This is a genomic window from Streptomyces sp. SID11385, assembly GCF_010548245.1.
Classification (GTDB): domain Bacteria; phylum Actinomycetota; class Actinomycetes; order Streptomycetales; family Streptomycetaceae; genus Streptomyces.
This window is the reverse complement of the sequence record NZ_JAAGLR010000401.1, coordinates 1-21276: the sequence shown is the minus strand read 5'-3', so window position 1 is coordinate 21276 and position 21276 is coordinate 1. Positions and strand designations below refer to the sequence as shown.

The following is a 21276-nucleotide window of genomic DNA, read 5'->3' as shown; positions in this document are numbered from 1 at the left end:
GACTGGGTCCCCGGCCTCCGAGCCGGGGGTGTCGCCCTCCTCGGACCGATGGATCACTCCATGGGCGCGAAGAAGAGGGACGGGTCCTGCGTATATGTACTTTGCTACGTCACGCGAGAGAACTGCGAACGCGGGGAGGGATCTGGGTCAGCCCTGGCGCTGCTTGTGGCGCGGGTTGTCGCAGATGACCATGACCCGGCCGTGACGGCGGATCACCCTGCACTTGTCGCAGATCTTCTTGACGCTCGGCTTGACCTTCATTGCGGTGAGGTTCTCCGGGTCAGTGCCCGCTCCACGGGAGCCGGGGGGCGGGCGGGGTCAGATCTACTTGTACCGGTAGACGATCCGGCCACGCGTCAGGTCGTACGGAGAGAGCTCCACCACGACCCGGTCGTCAGGGAGGATGCGGATGTAGTGCATGCGCATCTTGCCGCTGATGTGTGCCAGGACCTGGTGGCCGTTCTGGAGCTCGACCTTGAACATCGCGTTCGGCAGAGACTCGACGACAGTGCCCTCGATCTCGATGGCACCTTGCTTCTTGGCCACGCTTCGCCCTTCGAATCGACTACCTTGGCCGACTCACATGTTGCGGACATGCCGATACACGAGAGCCGACGACCGAGTCTACGTCACCCCTCGAAGAAACACGAATCGCCTATGTCTGCCCACGAGAGGGGCCCCTCAATCAGCAAACGCCGGACGTGCTGGTTTTCTCCAGCCCGTCCGGCGTTTGAGGACAAAAGGTCAGCCCAACGGGTCCGGGGCCACCGTGACGCCCATCGCGGCGAGCTTCGCCTTCCCGCCGTCCTCGGCCGTCAGGACAAGGGGCCCCTCAGCGGTCAGAGCGACAGAGTGCTCCCAGTGCGAGGACCACGAGTGGTCGATCGTCTCGACCGTCCACTCGTCCTCCAGCACCTCCGTCTTCGGCGACCCCAGCGAGACCATCGGCTCGATCGCGAGGCAGAACCCCGGCACGAGCTTCGGGCCCTTGCCGCGCCGCCGCTCGACGTAATTCAGCAGGTGCGGGTCCATGTGCATCGCGGTGCCGATGCCGTGCCCGCCGTAGTCCTCGATGATCCCGTACTTGCCGCCGCCCGGCTTCGGCTGCCGGCGGATGTACGTCTCGATCGCGCGCGAGACGTCCACGAGCCGGTTGCCGAGCTTCATCGCGGCGATCCCGGCCCACATCGACTCCTCGGTCACCCGGGACAGCTCGACCAGCTCCGGAGCGTGACCCGAGCCCACGAAGGCCGTGAAGGCCGCGTCCCCGTGCCAGCCGTCCACGATGGCCCCGGCGTCGATCGAGATGAGGTCGCCGTCCTTGAGGACCGTCTCGTCGTCCGGGATGCCGTGCACCACGACGTCGTTCACCGAGGTGCAGATCGTCGCGGGGAAGCCCCCGTAGCCGAGGAAGTTCGGCTTCGCGCCGTGCTCGGCGAGCACCTTGCGCGCCACCTGGTCGAGGTCGCGCGTCGTGGCGCCCGGCACGGCCGCCTCCCGCGTCGCGCGGTGCACGGCGGCGACGACAAGACCCGCCTCACGCATCTTCGCGATCTGCTCCGGGGTCTTGATCTCGACCACGCCCATGCTCACGGCTCCTGTTGTTCTGCTGGTAAAGGATTCTGCGGACGGTACGGGCCACCGGGGAACGAACGGGCCGCGTACCCCCCGGGCACAACACTACGGCCGCACCCCGCGAAGGGGCACGGCCGTAGCGTGTACGTGACCGAGCGGCGACAGCGCGCCACGAGCGGCGGGGGCCTCAGCCCTCCAGCGCCGCCAGCGCCCGCTCGGTGACCTCGTTCACCTTGCCGAGCGCCGGGATCGTCTTCACGAGGTCCTGCGCCCGGTAGAAGTCGATGATCGGCTCGGTCTCCGTGTGGTAGACCTCCAGGCGCTTGCGGACCGTCTCCTCCTTGTCGTCGTCCCGCTGGTACAGCTCGCCGCCGCAGACGTCGCAGACGCCCTCCTGCTTCGGCTTGCTGTACGTGACGTGGAAGACGTGACTGGAGTCGTTGCGGCAGATGCGGCGGCCGGCGATGCGCTTGACCACCTCGTCCTCGGGGACCTCCAGGTCCAGGACCGCGTCGAGCGCGACGCCCCACTCCTTGAGGATGCCGTCCAGCGCCTCGGCCTGGCCGACGTTGCGGGGGAAGCCGTCGAGCAGGAAGCCGTTCGCGGCGTCCTCCTGCTCCATGCGGTCCTTCGCCATCCCGATGGTGACCTCGTCCGGAACCAGGTTGCCCGCGTCCATGTAGGACTTCGCGCGCTTGCCCAGTTCGGTGCCCTGGCTGATGTTCGCCCGGAACAGGTCTCCGGTGGAGATGTGCGGGATCGACAGCTTCTTGGCGAGGAACGCGGCCTGCGTTCCCTTGCCCGCCCCAGGCGGCCCGACGAGGACGATACGCATCAGCGGAGGAACCCTTCGTAGTTGCGCTGCTGGAGCTGGCTCTCGATCTGCTTCACGGTCTCCAGACCCACACCCACGATGATCAGGATGCTCGTCCCGCCGAACGGGAAGTTGGAATTCGCCCCGAAGCCCGCCAGTGCCAACGTCGGCACCAGCGCGATCAGCCCCAAGTACAGCGAGCCCGGCCAGGTGATCCGGTTGAGTACGTAGCTCAGGTACTCGGCGGTCGGTCGGCCAGCCCGGATGCCCGGGATGAACCCACCATACTTCTTCATGTTGTCCGCGACTTCTTCGGGGTTGAACGAGATGGCCACGTAGAAGAACGCGAAGAAGACGATGAGCAAGAAGTACAGAACGACGTGCGGCCACGCGGAGGTATCGGCCAGATTGTCGCGAATCCAGGTGGCCCAGCTCGCCTGCGAATCGGTGAACTGGACGATCAGCGCCGGGATGTAGAGGAGCGACGAGGCGAAGATCACAGGGATCACGCCCGCCTGGTTCACCTTGAGCGGGATGTACGTGGACGTCCCGCCGTAGGAACGGCGGCCGATCATGCGCTTCGCGTACTGGACCGGGATACGGCGCTGGGCCTGCTCGACGAAGACCACCAGCGCGACCATGACGAGGCCGACGATGATCACGGTGCCGAACTCGATCCAGCCGCCGGCGAGGTCGCCGCCCTTCTTGATCGCCCAGAGCGAGCCGGGGAAACCGGCCGCGATCGAGACGAACATGAGGATCGACATGCCGTTGCCGATGCCGCGGTCGGTGATCAGCTCACCGAGCCACATGACGGTGGCGGTACCGGCGGTCATCGTGATGACCATGACGATCGTCGTGAAGATCGACTGGTCCGGGACGATGTCCCCGGCGACCGAGCAGCCCTGGAAGATCGCGCCGCTGCGCGCGGTCGCGACGAGCCCGGTGCCCTGGAGCACGGCGAGGGCGACGGTCAGGTAACGGGTGTACTGGGTGATCTTCGCCGTACCGGACTGGCCCTCCTTCTTGAGGGCTTCGAGTCGCGGGATCACGACGGTGAGCAGCTGGAGAATGATGCTCGACGTGATGTAGGGGAGAATCCCCAGCGCGAAGATGGTGATCTGGAGCAGCGCCCCGCCACTGAACAGGTTCACCAGGCCGAAGAGGCCGGAGTTGGTGTTGGCCTGGTCGAGACAGGTCTGGACGTTCTTGTAGTTCACCCCCGGGATCGGTACGTGCGTACCGAGCCGGTAGATCACGATGATGCCCAGCGTGAAGAGCAGCTTCTTGCGCAGGTCGGGCGTTTTGAACGCTCGGGCGAACGCGGTGAGCACGGTGCCTCCTGCGACCCCCGCGCTACTGCGCCAGAGGTGACGGTCTTGAGGTTCGGCGGTAACGGAACTGACGGAACTACTACGGGACTACTGCGGTACTGCTTTGTTCTCACAGAGACAACCGCGTGACACCCCACAGGGACACGCCACGCGGCACAGTCGACGCCACCTTACCGGCGCTCCCTGTCCCTGGGGAACGACCGGCCACGGGGAGCGCGTGCCAGAAACGGCGGCCACAGCACCACACACCGGCGCACACCCCCCACAACGACCACCGGGGACACCCCAGGGAAGAAACCCTGGAGTGTCCCCGGTGGGGTGTGCGTCGCCGAAGTGCCTCACGGTGGGGGCACTTCACGCGTCCGGGCCTCGAAGGCTCAGACGAGCTCGGTGACGGTGCCGCCCGCGGCGGTGATCTTCTCCTTGGCGGAGGCGGAGGCCTTGTCGACCTTCACCGTCAGCGCCACGGAGAGCTCGCCCTGGCCGAGCACCTTCACGAGGCTGTTCTTGCGGACCGCGCCCTTCGCGACCAGGTCCTCGACGGTGACCTCGCCGCCCTCGGGGTAGAGGGCGACCAGCGCGTCGAGGTTGACGACCTGGTACTCGGTGCGGAACGGGTTCTTGAAGCCCTTGAGCTTCGGGAGCCGCATGTGGAGGGGCATCTGCCCACCCTCGAAGCGCTCCGGAACCTGGTAGCGGGCCTTGGTGCCCTTGGTGCCACGACCGGCCGTCTTGCCCTTCGACGCCTCACCACGACCCACACGGGTCTTGGCGGTCTTGGCGCCGGGGGCAGGCCGGAGGTTGTGGACCTTGAGCGGCTTCTGCTCGCTCATGTCAGTCGACCTCCTCGACCGTCACGAGGTGGCGGACGGTGTGCACCATGCCGCGGAACTCGGGACGATCCTCCTTGACAACCGTGTCGTGCAGGCGCTTGAGCCCGAGCGAACGCAGGGTGTCACGGTGGTTCTGCTTGCTGCCGATGTACGACTTCGTCTGCGTGATCTTGAGGCGGGCCATCAGACACCCGCCCCGGCACGCGCACGGAGCAGGGCCGCGGGGGCCACGTCCTCGAGGGGCAGACCGCGGCGGGCCGCGATCTCCTCGGGACGCTGGAGGCCCTTGAGGGCCGCCACGGTCGCGTGAACGATGTTGATGGCGTTGTCGGAGCCGAGCGACTTCGACAGGATGTCGTGCACGCCCGCGCACTCCAGGACGGCACGCACGGGACCACCGGCGATAACACCGGTACCCGGCGACGCCGGCTTCAGGAGCACGACGCCGGCGGCCTTCTCGCCCTGGATCGGGTGCGGGATGGTGCCCTGGATACGGGGGACCTTGAAGAAGTGCTTCTTGGCCTCCTCCACACCCTTGGCGATGGCGGCCGGCACCTCCTTGGCCTTGCCGTAACCGACACCGACGGTGCCGTCCGCGTCGCCCACCACGACCAGCGCGGTGAAGCTGAAGCGGCGACCACCCTTGACTACCTTGGCGACACGGTTGATCGCGACGACGCGCTCGACGTACGCGGTCTTCTCGGCAGCGGAAGCTCCGCCGTCACGGCCCTTCCGGTCCCGCCGCTCGCCACCGGCACCGCTACCGCGGCGCTGGGGTCCAGCCATTGGATTACCTCTCTCTTTTCCGCTAGCTACGCAGCGACTCGACGTCGCTGTGCGACGGGCGGCTCAGAACTTGAGCCCGGCCTCGCGGGCGGCGTCCGCGAGGGCGGCGATGCGCCCCGCGTACTTGTTGCCACCACGGTCGAACACGACGGCCTCGACACCGGCGGCCTTGGCACGCTCGGCGACGAGCGCGCCGACCTGCTTGGCCAGGGCGCTCTTGTCGCCCTCGGTGCCGCGGATCGAGCTGTCCAGGGTGGACGCCGACGCCAGGGTGTGACCCTTGATGTCGTCGATCACCTGGGCGACCATGTGGCGGTTGGAACGCGTCACGACCAGGCGCGGACGCTCCGGCGTACCGGAGACGTGCTTGCGGACGCGGATGTGACGCCGCTTGATGGCGGCGCGCTTGTAGGCGTCGCCCTTGGCAATCTTTACGCCGTATGCCATGGCTTACTTACCCGCCTTTCCGACCTTGCGCCGGATGACTTCGCCCTCGTACTTGACGCCCTTGGCCTTGTACGGGTCAGGCTTGCGCAGCTTGCGGATGTTCGCGGCGACCTCGCCCACCTTCTGCTTGTCGATGCCCTCGACCGAGAAGTGGGTGGGGTTCTCCACCTTGAACGAGATGCCCTCGGGCGCCTCGATGGTGATGGAGTGGCTGTAGCCCAGGGCGAACTCCAGGTTGGAGCCCTTCGCCTGGACGCGGTAGCCGACACCGCTGATTTCGAGCTTCTTCACGTAACCCTGGGTCACGCCGGTGATCATGTTCGCCACCAGCGTGCGGGACAGGCCGTGCAGAGCCCTGTTCTGACGCTCGTCGTTGGGGCGGGTCACCGAAAGGGTGCCGTCCTCGCCCTTGGCGATGTCGATCGGGGCGGCGATGGTGTGGCTGAGGGTGCCCTTGGGGCCCTTCACGTCCACCTTGCGCCCGTCGATGGTGACGTCCACGCCGGCGGGAACCGTGATGGGCAGCTTGCCGATTCGCGACATGTTGCTTTTCTCCGTTCCCGACTACCAGACGTAGGCGAGGACTTCCCCACCCACGCCCTTCTTCGACGCCTGCTTGTCGGTGAGCAGACCGTGCGACGTGGAGATGACCGCCACGCCCAGGCCGCCGAGCACCTTCGGCAGGTTGGTGGACTTCGCGTAGACCCGCAGGCCCGGCTTCGAGATCCGCTTGATGCCCGCGATGGAGCGCTCACGGTTCGGGCCGAACTTCAGCTCGATGACGAGGTTCTTGCCGACCTCGGCGTCCTCGGTCTTCCAGCCGGTGATGAAGCCCTCCTGCTGGAGGATCTCCGCGATGTGCGACTTGATCTTGCTGTGCGGCATCGACACGGAGTCGTGGTACGCCGAGTTGGCGTTCCGCAGACGCGTCAGCATGTCCGCGATGGGATCAGTCATGGTCATGAATTGGCCTTGGGCCTTTCTCGCCGTGGTTTCCTATGTGCGCCATCCCTCTCCCCGATCCGGGACGGGACGGGTGCGGCGCGGGGACCTACGGCGTAGTAAGCGTTGACTGCGGGCGTGTGCCCGCCAGTGGTCCAGGGCGGCGGGACGCCCAACCCTCCAAGACTAAGCCATGGAAGGCGGGGGTCCCGACGCCCCGATGCTTACCGAGAGGCTGGTATCACCCTGAAAGGGCTGACTACCAGCTGCTCTTGGTCACGCCCGGCAGCTCGCCGCGGTGGGCCATCTCACGAAGGCACACGCGGCACAGGCCGAACTTGCGGTAGACGGAGTGCGGACGCCCGCAGCGCTGGCAGCGGGTGTACGCGCGCACGCCGAACTTCGGCTTGCGCTCGGACTTTGCGATGAGAGCCTTCTTCGCCACGGCTCACGCCTCCTTGAACGGGAAGCCGAGGTGACGGAGGAGCGAACGGCCCTCTTCGTCGTTGGTCGCCGTGGTCACCACGGTGATGTCCATACCCCGGGTGCGGTCGATCTTGTCCTGGTCGATCTCGTGGAACATGACCTGCTCGGTGAGACCGAAGGTGTAGTTGCCACGGCCGTCGAACTGCTTGGGGGACAGACCGCGGAAGTCGCGGATGCGCGGGAGCGCGAGCGACAGGGTGCGGTCCAGGAACTCCCACATGCGGTCGCCGCGGAGCGTGACGTGGGCGCCGATGGGCTGGCCCTCGCGCAGCTTGAACTGCGCGATGGACTTCCGGGCCTTCGTCACGGCCGGCTTCTGGCCGGTGATCGTGGTGAGGTCGCGGATGGCGCCGTCCATCAGCTTCGAGTCACGGGCGGCGTCGCCGACACCCATGTTGACCACGATCTTGACGAGACCGGGGATCTGCATGACGTTCTCGTACTTGAACTCGTCACGCAGCTTGCCCGCGATCTCCTCGCGGTACTTCTGCTTCAGGCGGGGGGCTGTGGTGGTCGTCATCAGATGTCCTCACCCGTCCGCTTGGCAACGCGGATCTTGTTGCCGTCCTCGTCGAAGCGGTAGCCGACGCGGGTGACGACCTTGTTGCCGTCCTTCTCCACGACCAGCTGCACGTTGCTCACGTGGACCGGCGCCTCGGTGGTGATGATGCCACCGGCCTGCGAGGCCTGCCCGGGCTGGTTCGCCTTGGTGTGCTTCTTGACCCGGTTGACACCCTCGACCAGGACGCGGTCCTCGCGGGGGAAGGCCGCGATGACCTTGCCCTGCTTGCCCTTGTCCTTACCGGTGATGACCTGGACCAGGTCGCCCTTCTTGATCTTCATGCTTACAGCACCTCCGGCGCGAGCGAGATGATCTTCATGAACTTCTTCTCGCGCAGCTCACGGCCCACCGGGCCGAAGATACGGGTGCCGCGGGGGTCGCCGTCGTTCTTGAGAATGACGGCGGCGTTCTCGTCGAAGCGGATGTACGAGCCATCCTGGCGACGGCGCTCCTTGACGGTGCGAACGATGACCGCCTTGACGACGTCACCCTTCTTCACGTTGCCGCCGGGGATCGCGTCCTTCACGGTGGCGACGATGACGTCACCGATGCCCGCGTAGCGGCGACCGGAGCCACCGAGAACACGGATGGTGAGGATTTCCTTCGCACCCGTGTTGTCGGCGACACGCAGTCGCGACTCCTGCTGGATCACGTCTGTCTCCTGATCGTCTGCCGGTTCCCCGGGGGCCGTGCCGGTAAGCGCGGCCCCCGGAGCCTGGCGGAACTGGTCCGAGGGGACGAACTGCCCCTCGGAGGGGTTTACTTGGCCTTTTCGAGGATCTCGACGATGCGCCAGTTCTTACCGGCGGACAGCGGCCGGGTCTCCATGAGGAGGACGCGGTCGCCGACACCGGCGGAGTTCTGCTCGTCGTGAGCCTTCAGGCGGTGCGTACGGCGGATGACCTTGCCGTACAGCGCGTGCTTGACGCGGTCCTCGACAGCGACGACGACGGTCTTGTCCATCTTGTCGCTGACGACAAGGCCCTCGCGGACCTTGCGCTGGCCGCGTGCGGCCTTGGTCTCTTCAGTCACGTTGCTCTCGCTCATCAGGCGCTCTCCACCGTCTCGATGCCCAGCTCGCGCTCACGCATCAGGGTGTAGATCCGGGCGATGTCCTTGCGGACGGCCTTCAGCCGGCCGTGGTTCTCAAGCTGCCCGGTCGCCGCCTGGAAGCGGAGGTTGAACAGCTCTTCCTTGGCCTCGGTCAGCTTGGCAACAAGCTCCTCGTTGCCCAGCTCGCGCAGCTCGGACGCCTTGGTTCCGGCCGACATCACGCCTCACCTGCCTCGCGCCGCACGATCCGGCACTTCATCGGGAGCTTGTGAGCCGCGCGGGTGAGCGCCTCACGAGCGATCTTCTCGTTCGGGTAGGAGAGCTCGAACATCACCCGACCGGGCTTGACGTTCGCGATCCACCACTCCGGCGAACCCTTACCGGAACCCATGCGGGTCTCGGCAGGCTTCTTGGTCAGCGGGCGGTCCGGGTAGATGTTGATCCAGACCTTGCCGCCACGCTTGATGTGGCGGGTCATCGCGATACGGGCCGCCTCGATCTGGCGGTTGGTGACGTACGCGGGAGTGACGGCCTGGATGCCGTACTCGCCGAACGTGACCTCCGTACCACCCTTGGCCATGCCATCGCGCTTGGGGTGGTGCTGCTTGCGGTGCTTGACCCTGCGGGGGATCAGCATGGGTCAGCCCTCCGTTCCGGTGCTCTCGGCCGGAGCGGACGCGGCGGCAGGAGCCTCGGCCTTGGGGGCCTCGGCAGCCGGCGTCGACTGCGGCTTACGACCGCGACCGCCACGCTCGCCACCGCGGCCACCACGGGCCGGGCGGTCGTTGCCGCCACGGGCCGGACGGTTGCCGGCGCGGGCAGCGGCGTTCTCGGCGCGAACCTCGGCGATGTTCTTGACGTCGCCCTTGTAGATCCAGACCTTCACGCCGATACGGCCGAAGGTCGTCTTGGCCTCGAAGAAGCCGTAGTCCACGTTCGCGCGAAGCGTGTGCAGGGGCACACGGCCCTCGCGGTAGAACTCCGAGCGGGACATCTCGGCGCCGCCGAGGCGACCGCCGCACTGGATCTTGATGCCCTTGGCACCGGCCTTCATGGAGGACTGCATGCTCTTGCGCATGGCCCGCCGGAAGGAGACGCGGCTGGAGAGCTGCTCGGCGACGGCCTGGGCCACGAGCTGAGCGTCGACCTCGGGGTTCTTGACCTCGAGGATGTTCAGCTGGACCTGCTTGCCGGTGAGCTTCTCCAGCTCGCCGCGGATGCGGTCGGCCTCCGCGCCGCGACGGCCGATGACGATGCCCGGCCGGGCGGTGTGGATGTCGACGCGGACGCGGTCACGGGTGCGCTCGATCTCCACCTTCGAGATACCGGCGCGCTCCATGCCCTTCGTCATCATGCGACGAATGGCGACGTCTTCCTTGACGTAGTCCTTGTACAGCTTGTCGGCGTACCACCGCGACTTGAAGTCGGTGGTGATGCCGAGCCGGAACCCGTGCGGGTTTACCTTCTGGCCCATTACCGGGTTCCTTCCTTGGCGCTGACGACCACGGTGATGTGGCTGGTCCGCTTGCGAATCCGGTAGGCGCGGCCCTGGGCGCGCGGACGGAAACGCTTGAGCGTCGGGCCCTCGTCGACGTACGCCTCGCTGATGACCAGCGTGGAGGCGTCGGTGTGGTCGTAGTTGTGCGCGGCGTTGGCGATGGCGCTGTCCAGCACCTTGCCAACGGGCTCACTCGCGGCCTGCGGGGCGAAGCGCAGGACCGCCTGGGCCTCCGTGGCGTCCATGCCACGGATGAGGTCCACCACACGGCGGGCCTTCATGGGCGTGACGCGGATGTACCGCGCCTGGGCCCTGGCTTCCATGGTTGTCCCTTCAGTGTCTGTCATTGGTCATTCACCCCGCGTTAGCGGCGCTTCGACTTCCGGTCGTCCTTGACGTGACCCCGGAAGGTGCGCGTCGGCGAGAACTCGCCGAGCTTGTGGCCGACCATGGACTCGGTGACAAACACCGGGATGTGGGTCTTGCCGTTGTGCACCGCGATGGTGTGGCCCAGCATGGCCGGGACGATCATCGAGCGACGGGACCAGGTCTTGATGACGTTCTTGGTGCCGGCTTCGTTCTGTACGTCCACCTTCTTGATGAGGTGGTCGTCGACGAAGGGCCCCTTCTTGAGACTGCGCGGCATCTAAACCCGCTCCTAGCGCTTCTTGTTCGTCTTGCGGCGGCGGACGATGTACTTGCTGCTCGCCTTCTTGGGAGAGCGCGTACGACCCTCCTTCTGACCCCAGGGGCTGACCGGGTGGCGACCACCGGAGGTCTTGCCCTCACCACCACCGTGGGGGTGGTCAACCGGGTTCATCGCCACACCGCGAACGGTCGGGCGCACGCCCAGCCAGCGCTTGCGGCCGGCCTTGCCCCAGTTGATGTTCGACTGCTCGGCGTTGCCGACCTCACCGACGGTGGCGCGGCAGCGCGCGTCCACCATGCGGATCTCGCCGGACGGCATACGCAGGGTCGCCATGGCGCCCTCACGAGCCAGGAGCTGCACGGAGGCACCGGCGGAGCGGGCGAACTTGGCGCCGCCACCGGGGCGGAGCTCGATCGCGTGCACCGTCGTACCGACCGGGATGTGGCGCAGCGGCAGGTTGTTGCCGGGCTTGATGTCGGCGCCCTGGCCGTTCTCGACCCGGTCGCCCTGCTGGAGGCCGCGCGGCGCGATGATGTAGCGCTTCTCGCCGTCGGCGTAGTGCAGCAGCGCGATGCGCGCGGTGCGGTTCGGGTCGTACTCGATGTGCGCGACCTTCGCCGGCACGCCGTCCTTGTCGTGACGACGGAAGTCGATCACTCGGTAGGCGCGCTTGTGTCCGCCACCCTGGTGGCGAACGGTCACACGACCGGCGTTGTTACGGCCGCCCTTGCTGTGCAGCGGGCGGACCAGCGACTTCTCCGGCGTGGACCGCGTGACCTCGACGAAGTCGGCGACGCTGGAGCCACGACGGCCCGGAGTCGTCGGCTTGTACTTGCGGATACCCATTCTTAAGTCCTCGTCCGATATCGAACGATCCGGACCTCCGTCAGGAGGTCGGACCGCCGAAGATGTCGATACGGTCGCCCTCGGCGAGGGTCACGATCGCGCGCTTGCTGTCCGCACGCTTGCCGAAGCCGGTGCGGGTGCGCTTGCGCTTGCCCTGGCGGTTGATCGTGTTGACCCCGGTGACCTTGACCTCGAAGACCGCCTGGACGGCCTGCTTGATCTGGGTCTTGTTGGCCCGCGGGTCGACGATGAAGGTGTACTTGCCCTCGTCGAGCAGCGCGTAGCTCTTCTCCGAGACGACCGGACGCAGGAGGACGTCACGGGGGTCCGTGAAGCTCTTGCTCAGCGGCGTCTCGACGGTGTTCTTGCCCTCGGCCTCGTGGCGGCGCGCCTTGGCGACGCGCGCGGCCTTGGCGGCCTTGGCCGCCTTCGAGGCGATGCTCGGGTGACGCGTGGCCATCAGGCGTCACTCCCTTCCTTGTCGTTGGCCTGCGGGCCGGCGACGAAGGACTCGAAAGCGGCCTGGGTGAAGACCACGTCGTCCGAGACGAGAACGTCGTACGTGTTCAGCTGGCCCGGCTCCAGGATGTGCACCCGGGGCAGGTTGCGGGCGGAGAGCCACGCGGCCTCGTCGGAGCGCTCGGCGACCAGGAGCAGGTTCTTGCGCTCCGAGATCTTGCCGAACAGCGTCTTCGCGGCCTTCGTGGAGACCTCGCCCTCGATCACGCCGGAGACGACGTGGATGCGCGCGTTGCGGGCCCGGTCGGAGAGGGCACCGCGCAGGGCGGCGGCCTTCATCTTCTTCGGGGTCCGCTGCGAGTAGTCACGCGGCACGGGACCGTGCACGACGCCACCACCGGCGAACTGCGGAGCGCGGGTCGAGCCCTGGCGGGCGCGACCGGTGCCCTTCTGGCGGTACGGCTTCTTGCCGCCGCCGCGGACCTCGCCACGCGTCTTCGTCTTGTGCGTGCCCTGACGGGCAGCGGCCAGCTGAGCGACGACGACCTGGTGGATCAGCGGAACGCTGACCTTCGCGTCGAAGATCTCCGCGGGGAGCTCGACGGTCCCGGCCTTGTCGCCCGCGGGCGAAAGGATGTCAACAGTGCTCATCGTTACCTCAGGCCCCCTTGGCCGCGGTGCGGACCAGGACGAGGCCGCCGTTCGGACCGGGGACGGCGCCCTTGATGAGCAGCAGACCCTTCTCCGCGTCAACGGCGTGGACGGTCAGGTTCTGGGTGGTGACCCGCTCGTTGCCCATGCGGCCCGCCATGCGCAGACCCTTGAACACGCGGCCAGGGGTGGCGCAGCCACCGATGGAACCGGGCGAGCGGTGCTTGCGCTGGGTGCCGTGACCGGCGCCGAGGCCCTTGAAGTTGTGACGCTTCATGACACCGGCGAAGCCCTTGCCCTTGCTCTTGCCGGTGACGTCGACCTTCACGCCCGACTCGAAGGTCTCGGCGGTGACTTCCTGGCCGAGGGTGTACTCGGAGGAGTCCGAGGTACGGATCTCGACGAGGTGGCGGCGGGGGGTCACGTCGGCCTTGGCGAAGTGGCCCTTGAGGGGCTTGTTCACCTTGCGCGGGTCGATCTCGCCGAAGGCGATCTGGACCGACTCGTAGCCGTCGCTGTCGTTCGTACGCACCTGGGTCACGACACAGGGACCGGCCTTGACGACGGTCACGGGGACAACGCGGTTGTTGTCGTCCCAGACCTGCGTCATGCCGAGCTTCTCGCCCAGGATGCCCTTGATCTGCTTCGTCATTCTCAGATCACCGGCCCTCAGAGCTTGATCTCGATGTCGACACCGGCCGGGAGGTCGAGTCGCATCAGGGAGTCAACGGTCTTGGGCGTCGGGTCGAGGATGTCGATCAGGCGCTTGTGGGTACGCATCTCGAAGTGCTCGCGCGAGTCCTTGTACTTGTGCGGCGACTTGATGACGCAGTACACGTTCTTCTCAGTGGGCAGCGGCACCGGGCCCGCGACCGACGCACCAGTACGCGTCACCGTCTCGACGATCTTCTTCGCCGAGGAGTCGATGACCTCGTGGTCGTAGGCCTTGAGCCGGATGCGGATCTTCTGTCCCGCCATGGCTACTTGGTAGTCCTGTCTCTCGTCACGCTCTTGCGGCCCTGGGGATCCTGTCTGCTTCCCTCCGGCACACGCGGTCGGGCGTGTCGCATTGCCGCCAACAGCGAACCGCTGGGGTTTTGCGATCGTGACCGCGGGATTCGGGGAGGAGCCTCCACCAGGGCGCCTGGTCGGCACCGCGCCTTGCTTCCCGGAAGATTCCCGTACGTCCGGCCCTCAACAGGGCCGACGAGTACCGTGGGACTCGCTTCCGGTCCTCCCGGCGGGAGGCGCGCAGCATCAGCACTCAACCGAGCAACCTGGTCAGTGTGCCATACGAAGCGAGCGGGTCGCCAATCGGGCCGGACAGCTTACCCCCGAGGGGGCGCAGTTCAAACGGGGGTACGGACCGGCCGGCCGACCGGGGTACCTGAACGGGGCCGACCGGACGCCGAAGTCAACCGAATGGCCGCGCTTCGCCCGTACCGGCGAAGATCCGGCATATGCCGGTGTGATGGACGTACGGGCCACTTAGCGTGACCTCATGGTCACCGCACCACACGAAGCCCTCCACCGGGTCTTCCTCCAGGACAAGACCCTCTACGCCCGCGTCCTGCGCATCCTCGGCGTGGACGTGGGGGAGCCCTCCGAAGTCGATGAGGAGAAGACGGATCTCACCGAGACGAAGCCGCTGGAACGACGTGTCGACAGCCTGCTGCGGGTCAAGGACCCCGGCGGGGGCGAGTACCTGATCGCACTGGAGTCGCAGACCAAGGTCGACCCGCTCAAACCGGCCGCGTGGGCGTACTACGTCGCGTACCTCATGAGCAAGTACCGCGCCCCGGTCCTGCTCCTGGTCGCGACCGCGAACCGCCGGACGGCGAAATGGGCGGACCGGGCCCACGACCACGGCATCGCCGACTGGTCCGCCCTCACCGTTCGTCCCTTGGTCGTCGGCCCCGACACCCTCGCCCCGATCACCGACCCGGACGTGGCCGGCCGGGACCTCGCCCTCGCCGCACTGACGGTCATGACGCACGCCACATCGCCGACCGCCGGTGCCACAATGAAGGCGTTGTCCACTGCCCTGGCCTGGCAGGCCGACGCCATCGCCGCCGCCTATACAGAACTCGTCGCCTCAGGTCTCGGCAGAACCGAGGCCGGAATCATGTGGAGGAACCTCGTGGCCACCGATCTGTCGTTCTTCACGTCACCGCTGAGCGAGGAGCTGCGGGAGGAAGGGCGAGAGGAGGGGCAGGTGAAGGAAGCCGCCGCATCGGTGCGCCGGGTCCTGGCCCTGCGTGGATTCGACGTCTCCGACGAGGTGCGTGATCGCGTCGAGGCGTGCCATAACCTGGCCACGCTCCACGACTGGCTCGACAAGGCCGTCACCGCCACCACCCTCGACGACGTCTTCGGAGCCGAGGAGTGAGCATCCAGCTGCCGGAGATCGATCCGTTCCACAAGGCGCTCATCTGCGCACAGGCCCACGAGCGCGGTGAGTTCCTGGGCCAGCTCCTCGCGCTGCTCCAGGTCCTCCGTGTACGCGGCTTCGACGTGTCGAACAAGCTGGAAGCGCTCATGGAGTCCTGCGACAACGCCGAGTTGCTTCGCATCTGGATCGAGAGAGCCGTCACCGCCACCACCCTCGACGACGTGTTCGTCCTCCCCAGGGAGTAGCCCGCCCCCGAGCCCGTCGGCCGCCCCGGCGGGCTCAGTACTTGCCGTCCACCGGAATCCAGTCGGACCAGGCGTCCGGGACGTAGAACTTTTCGGTGCCGGAGTCGTAGCGCAGGGCGCGGAGCTGGATGTTGCCCTTTTCCCAGTAGTCGTAGTCGCACTTGACCCAGTGGTTCACGCCCGCCTTGTTGACGCAGACGCGCGAGGCGCGGCCGTAGTCGGTGTAGACGCCGCCCGCCGCCGACATGCCGTCCTTCTTCGTGTCGAGCACCCAGACCACGTCGCCGTACGGGACGAAGCAGGCGGTCGAGCCGTAGGCGGCCGTCGTGCCGACGCAGGAGGGGGCCGCCGTCGTCGCTGCGGCGGCGCGGGTCGCCATGGTCTCCGTGTCCGTACCGCTCCCGGCGAACGGGCCCTGCGTGCCCATGTCCACGCCCTCGACGATCTCGGGAGCCTCCTCGGCCGCGCTCGCGGACCCCGTACCGAGGAGCGCGCACCCGAGCGCCGCCGCGCCGGCCAGAGCCCCCCACCTGCCGAGACGGCGTCCTCGCACTGTGTCCACTCCCCGGAATCGATCGCCTGCGTACGACAAGTGATCGTAGCCATCAGGAAAAGTGAAGAAAAGATGATGGCCACGATCACTCACCGCAGCAGAACGAACGCTCGCTCCGTCAGCGGAGGAAGTCGGTCACGACCACCCGTGCCGTCGTGCCGTCCTTGAGCGCCTCGTAGCCGGCGTCGATCTCGTCGAGCGCGATCTCCTTGGAGACGAGGTCGTCGAGGTTCATCCGGCCCTGGAGGTACATCGAGGCGTAGAAGGGGATGTCCCGCTTGAGGTTCGAGGAGCCCATGTAGACGCCCTGCACCTTCTGCGAGGCGCCGAGCGCGGCGAGGGTGTTCACCTCGACGCCCGCGTCCGTGCCGCCGACGCCGATGAGGTAGAGGCCGCCGCCCTTGCCGAGCATCTGGAAGCCCTGCGCGGTGACGGGCCGCGCGCCGACGAAGTCGAAGACGTGGTCCGCACCGCCGCCGGTCAGCTCGCGGACCGCCTCGACGGGGTCGTGCGTACGGGAGTTGACGACGTCCGTCGCGCCGAAGGCCCGCGCCCGCTCCAGCTTCCCGTCCTCGATGTCCGTGACGATGATCCGCCCGGCGCCCGCGAGCCGCGCGCCGCTCACCGCGTTCATGCCGACCCCGCCCGCGCCCATGACCACGACGGTGTCGCCGTGCCGCACCTCCGCGCTGTTGAGCACCGCGCCCGCACCCGTCAGGACGCCGCAGCCGATCAGCGCGGCCGGGGCGAAGGGCATCTCCTCGGGGACGACCGCCAACTGGTACTCGTGGATCAGCGCCTCCTGGGCGAAGCCGCTGAGCCCGGAGAAGTTCCAGACCGGCTCGCCGCCGAGGCTCAGGCGGGGCGCCTCGCCCGGGGCGCGCACCGTCGTCTCGGGGTGCTCGCAGAGGTACGTACGCCCCGAGAGGCAGTTGACGCACGCGCCGCAGTACTGGATGAGACTGCCGACGACGTGGTCGCCGACGCGGACCTGGGTGACGTCGGGGCCCGTCGCGGTGACGACGCCCGCGACCTCGTGCCCGAGCACGGCGGGGAACTCGCCGCCGAGGAAGGTCGCGACGCTGAGGTCGGAGTGGCAGAGCCCGGAGGCCCGTACCTCGACCCTGACCTCGTGCCCGACCGGCTCGGCGAGCGTGACGTCCTCGACGACGAAGCCCTGCCCCAGACCCTTGGTGACTGCTGCCTTCATGTGCCGCTTCCTTATGTCGCGTGCCCGCCGCCGGATGCCGGTGGCCGGGCGGGTGGTACGAGAGGCCGCGCATGGGGGGAACGGGGGCCCGCGAGGGTCGCCGGGCGCGGTCGCGGACAGGGCCCGTTTTGTGCGGTTCGGGCCGCTCTGCCGCTTTCCTCAGTGTGGCACCGCGAGGCCGAAAAGAAAAGAGACAGGTGTTGCTTTGCGCATGTGAGAGGCGTTACGGGGGCAGCTCACCGGTCGTGGTCGGCTAGCCTGCGGTGATGGCCGGAAGCACGCAGGAGCCCTCCCCCCTCGACCTCACCGACGTACGGGTGCGCAGGACCTGGTCCCGCCTGAGCGAGGCCGTCGTGCGGCTCGCGGCCGAGCGGCCCGTCGAGGAGGTCGCGGTCGCGGATCTCGTACGGGCCGCGGGGGTCAACCGCTCCACCTTCTACAAGCACGCGCCGAGCCCGGCGGAGGTGCTGAAACGGGTGCTGTACGCGGACCTGGACCGGCTCAGGGCGGACTGGATCGCCGAGACGGAGGCCGTGGGGCCGCTGCCGGAGTCGTGGCAGGGGGCGACCACGGCGCTCGCCGAGCACGTCCTGCGGTACGAGGCCGTGTACACGGCGGGGCTCGTGGGGCAGCGCAGTCCGGTGCTCCAGCAACTGCTCGTGGAGCACCTCAGGACGTCGGTACGGGTGTACGTGGCGCGGGACCCGGAGGTGCTGCCCGCGGGGGCGGGGCCGGTGGAGTGGCGGACCGACGCGTGGAGCCGGTTCGTGGCGCATGGGCAGGTGGGGGTGATGGAGGCGTGGCTCTCCCTCCGGGGGGAGCGGGATGTGGCCCTGTTCGTGGAAGCGGTGGAGGCTGTGCTGCCTGCTTGGATCAGCCCTCGGCGGGGGTGACCTCGCGGGGCTCCGCCCCGGACCCCGCTCCTCAATCTCCCCCAGCCTCCGGCCGGGAGGTACCCCCGGAGGGGCTTGATTTGTGCGGGCGCCGGAGGGGCTGGAAAGGGTGCCGGAGGGGCCTAATCGCGGCTCTCCGCCGCCAGCCCCCTCGCCGTCGCCTTCAGCAGCCTCGTCACCCTTTCCGTCATGCCGTAGACCGTGTGGGCCCACTCGGGGTGTTGCTCGTAGAGGGTGGCGAGGGTGGCGGTGGGGTGGGCGATCTGCCAGGCGTGGGCGGTCTGGGCGGCGGTGGCGGCGATCAGGTCGGCGACCTGGGGGGCGGTCATCGTGCCCGCGTCGGCGAGCGCGGCCGACATCGCGGCGACCGAGGTGACGGAGAGTTCCTTGTAGCGGCGGGCGCGCTCCAGGGGGACTTCGCCCTCCAGGCTCAGCGGGATGTGCGTGAAGAGGTCGCAGAGCAGGGGGCGTGCGAGGAGGCCCCCGGCGAGCACTTCCGCCGTCTCCTCCGGGCCCAGCCGGGTAGCGGCCTTCGCGCGGCGCAGCACCTCCTCGCGCCAGTCCACCCACTCGCGTTCGGCGAGTTCGAGGAGGAGTTCCTCCTTGCTGTCGAAGTAGCGGCGGATCGCCGAGGGGTGGAGTCCGGCCGTCTCCGTGACCGCCGCCAGCGTGAGGTACCGCACTCCCCCGGTCTCGGCCGCGAGCCTGCGGGCCGCGTCGAGCAGGTCCTCGGCACGTTGCTGCTTGGCCTCCTGGGAGCGGGCGCGGCGGTGGGTGGGCATGGACCAAATCTAGCGTCCGGGCGACGCGGGACGCGCTTAACGCGTGCCGCGTGCGTTAAACGCCGATGCGGTGTACCGTGGAGGCAGATAACGCAATCCCATTGCGTTACATCCCCCTCGGAGGCTCCTCCCATGTCCCAGGTCTTCCTCGTCACCGGTTCCTCGCGCGGTCTCGGCCGCGCCCTCGTCGAGACCGCGCTCCAGGCCGGTCACCGCGTGCTCGCCACGGCGCGCGATCCCCGTACGCTCGACGACCTGCGCGCCTCGTACGGTGACGCGCTCGCCACCACGCGGCACGACGTGACCGATCCGGCCGCCGCCGAGCGCGTCGTCGCCGAGGCGGTCGAGCGCTTCGGGCGGCTCGACGTCCTCGTCAACAACGCGGGGCAGGCGGACCTCGTCACCATCGAGGACACCGACATCGACGTCTTCCGGCGGCAGATGGACACGAACTTCTACGGCGTCGTCTACACGAGCCGCGCGGCGCTTCCCGTGCTGCGTAAGCAGGGCGGCGGCCACATCATCCAGATCTCCTCGGTCGGCGGACGCGTCGCGAGCCCGGGGCTCGGGGCGTACCAGTCGGCGAAGTGGGCCGTGGGCGGCTTCTCGGAGGTGCTCGCGGCGGAGACGGCCTCGTTCGGCGTCAAAATCACGGTCGTCGAGCCGGGCGGGATGCGGACCCAGTGGGGCGCCGGGTCGATGAAGGTGCCGGAGGCCAGCGGCCCATACCAGGAGCTGATGGCCGGCGCCGCGAAGCTGCGGAACGACTTCGACACCCGCGCGCCCGGCGACCCCGTCCGCGTCGCCGAGGCGATCCTGACCGTGGCCTCGCTCGACGAGCCCCCCGTCCGTCTCCTCCTCGGCAGCGACGCCTACGAGTACGGGCGCGCCGCCTGGTCGGGCCGCGTCGCCGAGGACGCGAAGTGGGAGGACCTGAGCCGCTCGGCGGACTTCCCGAAGGGGGAGTGACGGAGTGCGGCGGCGCCTCACTCCTTCGGGTGAGGCGCGGCGGGGCGGGGCCTTGCGGGGGGCCGGGGGCGGCTGCCGGGGCGGCGGGGGGAGGCGGACGGGTCGGCTAGCGTGCCGCGCATGACCGACCTCCGTGTCGATCTCGCGTTGCTCGGCCGGTCCGCCGATCGGCTCGCCCGGCTGCGCCGCGAGTTCCGCGACATCGACGACCGCGCCGATGACCTCGCCCGGCTCGTGGGCTCCCCCGAACTCGCCTCTGCCGTACGGGAATTCGCCGCCAACTGGGACGACAACCGCGGCCGCCTCCTCACCTCCCTCGACACCGTGGGCCAACTCCTCACCCACAGCCGCGACTCCTTCCGCGCCCACGACGCCGACCTCGCCGACGGGGCCGGTCTCGCCCACGGCGCCGGTCCCGCCCACGGCGCCGGTCCCGCCCACCTCGCCCCGCGCCCCTGACGCCCGTGCCCCCGTCCCCCACCGACTGGCACCCGCTGTGCGCCCACGACCCCCTGCCCGGTGACCCCGCCGCCCTGCGCACCGAGGCCGCCCGCCTCCGTACCGTCGCCGAGCGCCTCCAGGAGCAGGCCGAGGCCCTGCGCCTCATCGGCGACGACGACGTCCTGCGCGGCCGGTACGCCGACTCCCTGCGCGCCCACACCCACGACCTCGCCGCCCGGCTCGCCACCGCCGCGACCCGCTACGCCCGCGTCCACCGCGCCCTCGCCGCCTGGGCCGACACGCTCCACCACCTCCGCTCCGCCGCCGCCCACCTCCTCGCCGAGGCCCGTACCGGGAGCGAGCCCGCTCTGCCCGCGCTCCGCGCCCGGCTCTCCCGCCTCACCGAGGAGTACGAGGACGAGGCCGCGCACCACGCCCGCCTCGTCCGCGCCGCCGTCGACGACGCCCTCACCGACTCCCTCTACGACGACTTCGCCGTGCCCGCCGCGGCGTTCGTCTCCCGCGTGCTCGCCTCCGACACCCTCGACGACCTCGTCGACGCGCTCGGCTGGACGGCGACCCTCGCCGGTTTCGCCGCGATGTTCCTCCCCGCCCTCGGGCCGCTCGCGCTCGGCACGAGCCTCTCCGTCGCCGCCCTCCACCTCGCGCAGGCCGGGGCGGGGACGTGCTCCTGGCTCGACGTCGTCCTCGATGTCGTCGCCCTCAAGTTCGCCCGCGACGGGGTGCGCGCCGCCCACGCCATCGGCTCGCTCCAGGACGCGGCGCGCACGACGGCGGCCGGGCTCGCCTCGGGCGCGGCGGAGGCGCGGGCGGGGAACGCCACGAGCGGGGCACG

General features: G+C 68.6%; 35 protein-coding genes. 6 read left to right on the top strand and 29 right to left on the bottom strand.

Translation table 11 applies throughout. From position 1 onward, the window contains the following. Positions 1 to 147: 147 nt before the first annotated feature. The 26 genes from rpmJ to rpsJ form a co-directional block, all read right to left on the bottom strand. A complete protein-coding gene (rpmJ, locus tag G3I42_RS12140; RefSeq protein WP_003974245.1) occupies positions 148 to 261 on the bottom strand; it encodes a 50S ribosomal protein L36 in 114 nt (37 codons plus the stop codon). 63 nt (positions 262 to 324) lie between these two features. Then, on the bottom strand, positions 325 to 546 hold the full coding sequence (gene infA / locus G3I42_RS12135; protein ID WP_003948620.1) for a translation initiation factor IF-1: 222 nt from the start codon (positions 544 to 546) through the stop codon (positions 325 to 327). Between the two features lie 198 nt (positions 547 to 744). After that, positions 745 to 1581 (bottom strand): type I methionyl aminopeptidase, encoded by an 837-nt coding sequence (gene map, locus G3I42_RS12130; RefSeq protein ID WP_164285266.1) that lies wholly within the window; start codon positions 1579 to 1581, stop codon positions 745 to 747. A 181-nt stretch (positions 1582 to 1762) separates the two neighbouring features. Then, the gene (locus G3I42_RS12125; protein WP_164285250.1) at positions 1763 to 2410 is read right to left on the bottom strand and encodes an adenylate kinase; all 648 of its coding nucleotides are present in this window, start codon (positions 2408 to 2410) and stop codon (positions 1763 to 1765) included. Further along, the gene (gene secY, locus G3I42_RS12120) at positions 2410 to 3723 is read right to left on the bottom strand and encodes a preprotein translocase subunit SecY (protein WP_164285248.1); all 1314 of its coding nucleotides are present in this window, start codon (positions 3721 to 3723) and stop codon (positions 2410 to 2412) included. The genes G3I42_RS12125 and secY overlap by 1 nt, the downstream gene beginning before the upstream one ends. Positions 3724 to 4100: 377 nt before the next feature. Continuing rightward, entirely contained in the window at positions 4101 to 4556 is a 456-nt protein-coding gene (gene rplO / locus G3I42_RS12115) for a 50S ribosomal protein L15 (RefSeq protein WP_164285246.1), read from the bottom strand. 1 nt (position 4557) lies between these two features. Then, positions 4558 to 4740: a 50S ribosomal protein L30 gene (gene rpmD, locus G3I42_RS12110; protein WP_056701158.1), complete on the bottom strand. Its 183-nt coding sequence runs from the start codon at positions 4738 to 4740 to the stop codon at positions 4558 to 4560. Beyond that, positions 4740 to 5342, bottom strand: a complete 603-nt coding sequence (gene rpsE, locus G3I42_RS12105; protein ID WP_008747483.1) for a 30S ribosomal protein S5 — start codon at positions 5340 to 5342, stop codon at positions 4740 to 4742. The genes rpmD and rpsE overlap by 1 nt, the downstream gene beginning before the upstream one ends. A 63-nt stretch (positions 5343 to 5405) precedes the next feature. After that, positions 5406 to 5789, bottom strand: coding sequence for a 50S ribosomal protein L18 (gene rplR / locus G3I42_RS12100; protein ID WP_007826004.1), 384 nt, complete (start codon positions 5787 to 5789; stop codon positions 5406 to 5408). 3 nt (positions 5790 to 5792) lie between these two features. Further along, on the bottom strand, positions 5793 to 6332 hold the full coding sequence (rplF, locus tag G3I42_RS12095) for a 50S ribosomal protein L6 (RefSeq protein ID WP_009066249.1): 540 nt from the start codon (positions 6330 to 6332) through the stop codon (positions 5793 to 5795). A gap of 21 nt (positions 6333 to 6353) precedes the next feature. Further along, positions 6354 to 6752, bottom strand: a complete 399-nt coding sequence (gene rpsH, locus G3I42_RS12090) for a 30S ribosomal protein S8 (RefSeq protein WP_007826000.1) — start codon at positions 6750 to 6752, stop codon at positions 6354 to 6356. A gap of 238 nt (positions 6753 to 6990) precedes the next feature. Beyond that, a complete protein-coding gene (locus G3I42_RS12080; protein WP_008747480.1) occupies positions 6991 to 7176 on the bottom strand; it encodes a type Z 30S ribosomal protein S14 in 186 nt (61 codons plus the stop codon). 3 nt (positions 7177 to 7179) lie between these two features. Then, positions 7180 to 7737 (bottom strand): 50S ribosomal protein L5, encoded by a 558-nt coding sequence (rplE, locus tag G3I42_RS12075; protein WP_030994300.1) that lies wholly within the window; start codon positions 7735 to 7737, stop codon positions 7180 to 7182. Continuing rightward, positions 7737 to 8060, bottom strand: coding sequence for a 50S ribosomal protein L24 (gene rplX, locus G3I42_RS12070; RefSeq protein ID WP_007825997.1), 324 nt, complete (start codon positions 8058 to 8060; stop codon positions 7737 to 7739). The genes rplE and rplX overlap by 1 nt, the downstream gene beginning before the upstream one ends. A 2-nt stretch (positions 8061 to 8062) precedes the next feature. Further along, positions 8063 to 8431, bottom strand: a complete 369-nt coding sequence (gene rplN, locus G3I42_RS12065) for a 50S ribosomal protein L14 (protein ID WP_003966950.1) — start codon at positions 8429 to 8431, stop codon at positions 8063 to 8065. A gap of 107 nt (positions 8432 to 8538) precedes the next feature. Continuing rightward, positions 8539 to 8826, bottom strand: coding sequence for a 30S ribosomal protein S17 (gene rpsQ, locus G3I42_RS12060; RefSeq protein ID WP_007825995.1), 288 nt, complete (start codon positions 8824 to 8826; stop codon positions 8539 to 8541). After that, positions 8826 to 9050 (bottom strand): 50S ribosomal protein L29, encoded by a 225-nt coding sequence (gene rpmC, locus G3I42_RS12055; protein WP_007825990.1) that lies wholly within the window; start codon positions 9048 to 9050, stop codon positions 8826 to 8828. The genes rpsQ and rpmC overlap by 1 nt, the downstream gene beginning before the upstream one ends. Further along, positions 9050 to 9469 (bottom strand): 50S ribosomal protein L16, encoded by a 420-nt coding sequence (gene rplP / locus G3I42_RS12050; RefSeq protein ID WP_007825988.1) that lies wholly within the window; start codon positions 9467 to 9469, stop codon positions 9050 to 9052. Before rplP ends, rpmC begins: the two co-directional genes overlap by 1 nt. A 3-nt stretch (positions 9470 to 9472) precedes the next feature. Beyond that, positions 9473 to 10306, bottom strand: coding sequence for a 30S ribosomal protein S3 (gene rpsC / locus G3I42_RS12045; RefSeq protein WP_007825986.1), 834 nt, complete (start codon positions 10304 to 10306; stop codon positions 9473 to 9475). Continuing rightward, entirely contained in the window at positions 10306 to 10653 is a 348-nt protein-coding gene (gene rplV / locus G3I42_RS12040) for a 50S ribosomal protein L22 (RefSeq protein ID WP_010266243.1), read from the bottom strand. The genes rpsC and rplV overlap by 1 nt, the downstream gene beginning before the upstream one ends. Before the next feature lie 41 nt (positions 10654 to 10694). Next, entirely contained in the window at positions 10695 to 10976 is a 282-nt protein-coding gene (gene rpsS / locus G3I42_RS12035) for a 30S ribosomal protein S19 (protein WP_003948639.1), read from the bottom strand. Positions 10977 to 10988: 12 nt separating this feature from the next. Next, positions 10989 to 11825: a 50S ribosomal protein L2 gene (rplB, locus tag G3I42_RS12030; protein WP_008747478.1), complete on the bottom strand. Its 837-nt coding sequence runs from the start codon at positions 11823 to 11825 to the stop codon at positions 10989 to 10991. A 40-nt stretch (positions 11826 to 11865) separates the two neighbouring features. Next, positions 11866 to 12285 carry a 50S ribosomal protein L23 gene (rplW, locus tag G3I42_RS12025; protein ID WP_007825983.1) on the bottom strand — a complete coding sequence of 140 codons (420 nt, stop codon included), beginning with the start codon at positions 12283 to 12285 and terminating at the stop codon, positions 11866 to 11868. Then, a complete protein-coding gene (gene rplD, locus G3I42_RS12020; protein WP_007825982.1) occupies positions 12285 to 12935 on the bottom strand; it encodes a 50S ribosomal protein L4 in 651 nt (216 codons plus the stop codon). The genes rplW and rplD overlap by 1 nt, the downstream gene beginning before the upstream one ends. Before the next feature lie 7 nt (positions 12936 to 12942). After that, positions 12943 to 13587 carry a 50S ribosomal protein L3 gene (rplC, locus tag G3I42_RS12015; protein WP_007825980.1) on the bottom strand — a complete coding sequence of 215 codons (645 nt, stop codon included), beginning with the start codon at positions 13585 to 13587 and terminating at the stop codon, positions 12943 to 12945. A 17-nt stretch (positions 13588 to 13604) separates the two neighbouring features. After that, positions 13605 to 13913: a 30S ribosomal protein S10 gene (gene rpsJ, locus G3I42_RS12010; RefSeq protein WP_003948644.1), complete on the bottom strand. Its 309-nt coding sequence runs from the start codon at positions 13911 to 13913 to the stop codon at positions 13605 to 13607. Between the two features lie 523 nt (positions 13914 to 14436). On the opposite strand from rpsJ, the gene G3I42_RS12005 reads away from it, so the two are divergent. Next, on the top strand, positions 14437 to 15324 hold the full coding sequence (locus G3I42_RS12005) for a hypothetical protein (protein WP_164285244.1): 888 nt from the start codon (positions 14437 to 14439) through the stop codon (positions 15322 to 15324). Further along, entirely contained in the window at positions 15321 to 15572 is a 252-nt protein-coding gene (locus G3I42_RS12000; protein ID WP_164285242.1) for a hypothetical protein, read from the top strand. Before G3I42_RS12005 ends, G3I42_RS12000 begins: the two co-directional genes overlap by 4 nt. Positions 15573 to 15606: 34 nt before the next feature. On the opposite strand, the gene G3I42_RS11995 is transcribed toward G3I42_RS12000, so the two are convergent. Beyond that, positions 15607 to 16134 (bottom strand): hypothetical protein, encoded by a 528-nt coding sequence (locus tag G3I42_RS11995; protein WP_343244527.1) that lies wholly within the window; start codon positions 16132 to 16134, stop codon positions 15607 to 15609. Positions 16135 to 16243: 109 nt separating this feature from the next. Next, positions 16244 to 17335 (bottom strand): zinc-binding dehydrogenase, encoded by a 1092-nt coding sequence (locus tag G3I42_RS11990; RefSeq protein ID WP_164285240.1) that lies wholly within the window; start codon positions 17333 to 17335, stop codon positions 16244 to 16246. A gap of 266 nt (positions 17336 to 17601) precedes the next feature. Here G3I42_RS11990 and G3I42_RS11985 point away from each other — a divergent pair, with 266 nt between their 5' ends. Beyond that, positions 17602 to 18228 (top strand): TetR/AcrR family transcriptional regulator, encoded by a 627-nt coding sequence (locus tag G3I42_RS11985; RefSeq protein ID WP_164285238.1) that lies wholly within the window; start codon positions 17602 to 17604, stop codon positions 18226 to 18228. A 122-nt stretch (positions 18229 to 18350) separates the two neighbouring features. Here the strand turns inward: G3I42_RS11985 and G3I42_RS11980 are convergent, their stop codons facing one another. Further along, positions 18351 to 19010 (bottom strand): TetR family transcriptional regulator, encoded by a 660-nt coding sequence (locus tag G3I42_RS11980; RefSeq protein WP_164285236.1) that lies wholly within the window; start codon positions 19008 to 19010, stop codon positions 18351 to 18353. Between the two features lie 132 nt (positions 19011 to 19142). On the opposite strand from G3I42_RS11980, the gene G3I42_RS11975 reads away from it, so the two are divergent. From G3I42_RS11975 to G3I42_RS11965, 3 genes are all read left to right on the top strand, one after another. Continuing rightward, positions 19143 to 19979 carry an SDR family NAD(P)-dependent oxidoreductase gene (locus tag G3I42_RS11975; protein WP_164285233.1) on the top strand — a complete coding sequence of 279 codons (837 nt, stop codon included), beginning with the start codon at positions 19143 to 19145 and terminating at the stop codon, positions 19977 to 19979. A gap of 120 nt (positions 19980 to 20099) precedes the next feature. After that, a complete protein-coding gene (locus tag G3I42_RS11970; RefSeq protein ID WP_239096410.1) occupies positions 20100 to 20438 on the top strand; it encodes a hypothetical protein in 339 nt (112 codons plus the stop codon). A 5-nt stretch (positions 20439 to 20443) separates the two neighbouring features. After that, on the top strand, positions 20444 to 21276 hold an 833-nt coding region (locus G3I42_RS11965), incomplete at its 3' end, for a putative T7SS-secreted protein (RefSeq protein ID WP_343244526.1).

Bases quoted from the DNA above. Each gene is read 5' to 3' on its own strand.
- rpmJ (WP_003974245.1), bottom strand. From the start codon at position 261: ATGAAGGTCAAGCCGAGCGTCAAGAAGATCTGCGACAAGTGCAGGGTG.
- G3I42_RS12125 (WP_164285250.1), bottom strand. From the start codon at position 2,410: ATGCGTATCGTCCTCGTCGGGCCGCCTGGGGCGGGCAAGGGAACGCAG.
- rplO (WP_164285246.1), bottom strand. From the start codon at position 4,556: ATGAGCGAGCAGAAGCCGCTCAAGGTCCACAACCTCCGGCCTGCCCCC.
- rpmD (WP_056701158.1), bottom strand. From the start codon at position 4,740: ATGGCCCGCCTCAAGATCACGCAGACGAAGTCGTACATCGGCAGCAAG.
- rpsE (WP_008747483.1), bottom strand. From the start codon at position 5,342: ATGGCTGGACCCCAGCGCCGCGGTAGCGGTGCCGGTGGCGAGCGGCGG.
- rplR (WP_007826004.1), bottom strand. From the start codon at position 5,789: ATGGCATACGGCGTAAAGATTGCCAAGGGCGACGCCTACAAGCGCGCC.
- rplF (WP_009066249.1), bottom strand. From the start codon at position 6,332: ATGTCGCGAATCGGCAAGCTGCCCATCACGGTTCCCGCCGGCGTGGAC.
- rpsH (WP_007826000.1), bottom strand. From the start codon at position 6,752: ATGACCATGACTGATCCCATCGCGGACATGCTGACGCGTCTGCGGAAC.
- rplE (WP_030994300.1), bottom strand. From the start codon at position 7,737: ATGACGACCACCACAGCCCCCCGCCTGAAGCAGAAGTACCGCGAGGAG.
- rplX (WP_007825997.1), bottom strand. From the start codon at position 8,060: ATGAAGATCAAGAAGGGCGACCTGGTCCAGGTCATCACCGGTAAGGAC.
- rpsQ (WP_007825995.1), bottom strand. From the start codon at position 8,826: ATGAGCGAGAGCAACGTGACTGAAGAGACCAAGGCCGCACGCGGCCAG.
- rpmC (WP_007825990.1), bottom strand. From the start codon at position 9,050: ATGTCGGCCGGAACCAAGGCGTCCGAGCTGCGCGAGCTGGGCAACGAG.
- rplP (WP_007825988.1), bottom strand. From the start codon at position 9,469: ATGCTGATCCCCCGCAGGGTCAAGCACCGCAAGCAGCACCACCCCAAG.
- rpsC (WP_007825986.1), bottom strand. From the start codon at position 10,306: ATGGGCCAGAAGGTAAACCCGCACGGGTTCCGGCTCGGCATCACCACC.
- rplV (WP_010266243.1), bottom strand. From the start codon at position 10,653: ATGGAAGCCAGGGCCCAGGCGCGGTACATCCGCGTCACGCCCATGAAG.
- rpsS (WP_003948639.1), bottom strand. From the start codon at position 10,976: ATGCCGCGCAGTCTCAAGAAGGGGCCCTTCGTCGACGACCACCTCATC.
- rplB (WP_008747478.1), bottom strand. From the start codon at position 11,825: ATGGGTATCCGCAAGTACAAGCCGACGACTCCGGGCCGTCGTGGCTCC.
- rplW (WP_007825983.1), bottom strand. From the start codon at position 12,285: ATGGCCACGCGTCACCCGAGCATCGCCTCGAAGGCGGCCAAGGCCGCC.
- rplD (WP_007825982.1), bottom strand. From the start codon at position 12,935: ATGAGCACTGTTGACATCCTTTCGCCCGCGGGCGACAAGGCCGGGACC.
- rplC (WP_007825980.1), bottom strand. From the start codon at position 13,587: ATGACGAAGCAGATCAAGGGCATCCTGGGCGAGAAGCTCGGCATGACG.
- rpsJ (WP_003948644.1), bottom strand. From the start codon at position 13,913: ATGGCGGGACAGAAGATCCGCATCCGGCTCAAGGCCTACGACCACGAG.
- G3I42_RS12005 (WP_164285244.1), top strand. From the start codon at position 14,437: ATGGTCACCGCACCACACGAAGCCCTCCACCGGGTCTTCCTCCAGGAC.
- G3I42_RS11990 (WP_164285240.1), bottom strand. From the start codon at position 17,335: ATGAAGGCAGCAGTCACCAAGGGTCTGGGGCAGGGCTTCGTCGTCGAG.
- G3I42_RS11985 (WP_164285238.1), top strand. From the start codon at position 17,602: ATGGCCGGAAGCACGCAGGAGCCCTCCCCCCTCGACCTCACCGACGTA.
- G3I42_RS11980 (WP_164285236.1), bottom strand. From the start codon at position 19,010: ATGCCCACCCACCGCCGCGCCCGCTCCCAGGAGGCCAAGCAGCAACGT.
- G3I42_RS11975 (WP_164285233.1), top strand. From the start codon at position 19,143: ATGTCCCAGGTCTTCCTCGTCACCGGTTCCTCGCGCGGTCTCGGCCGC.
- G3I42_RS11970 (WP_239096410.1), top strand. From the start codon at position 20,100: ATGACCGACCTCCGTGTCGATCTCGCGTTGCTCGGCCGGTCCGCCGAT.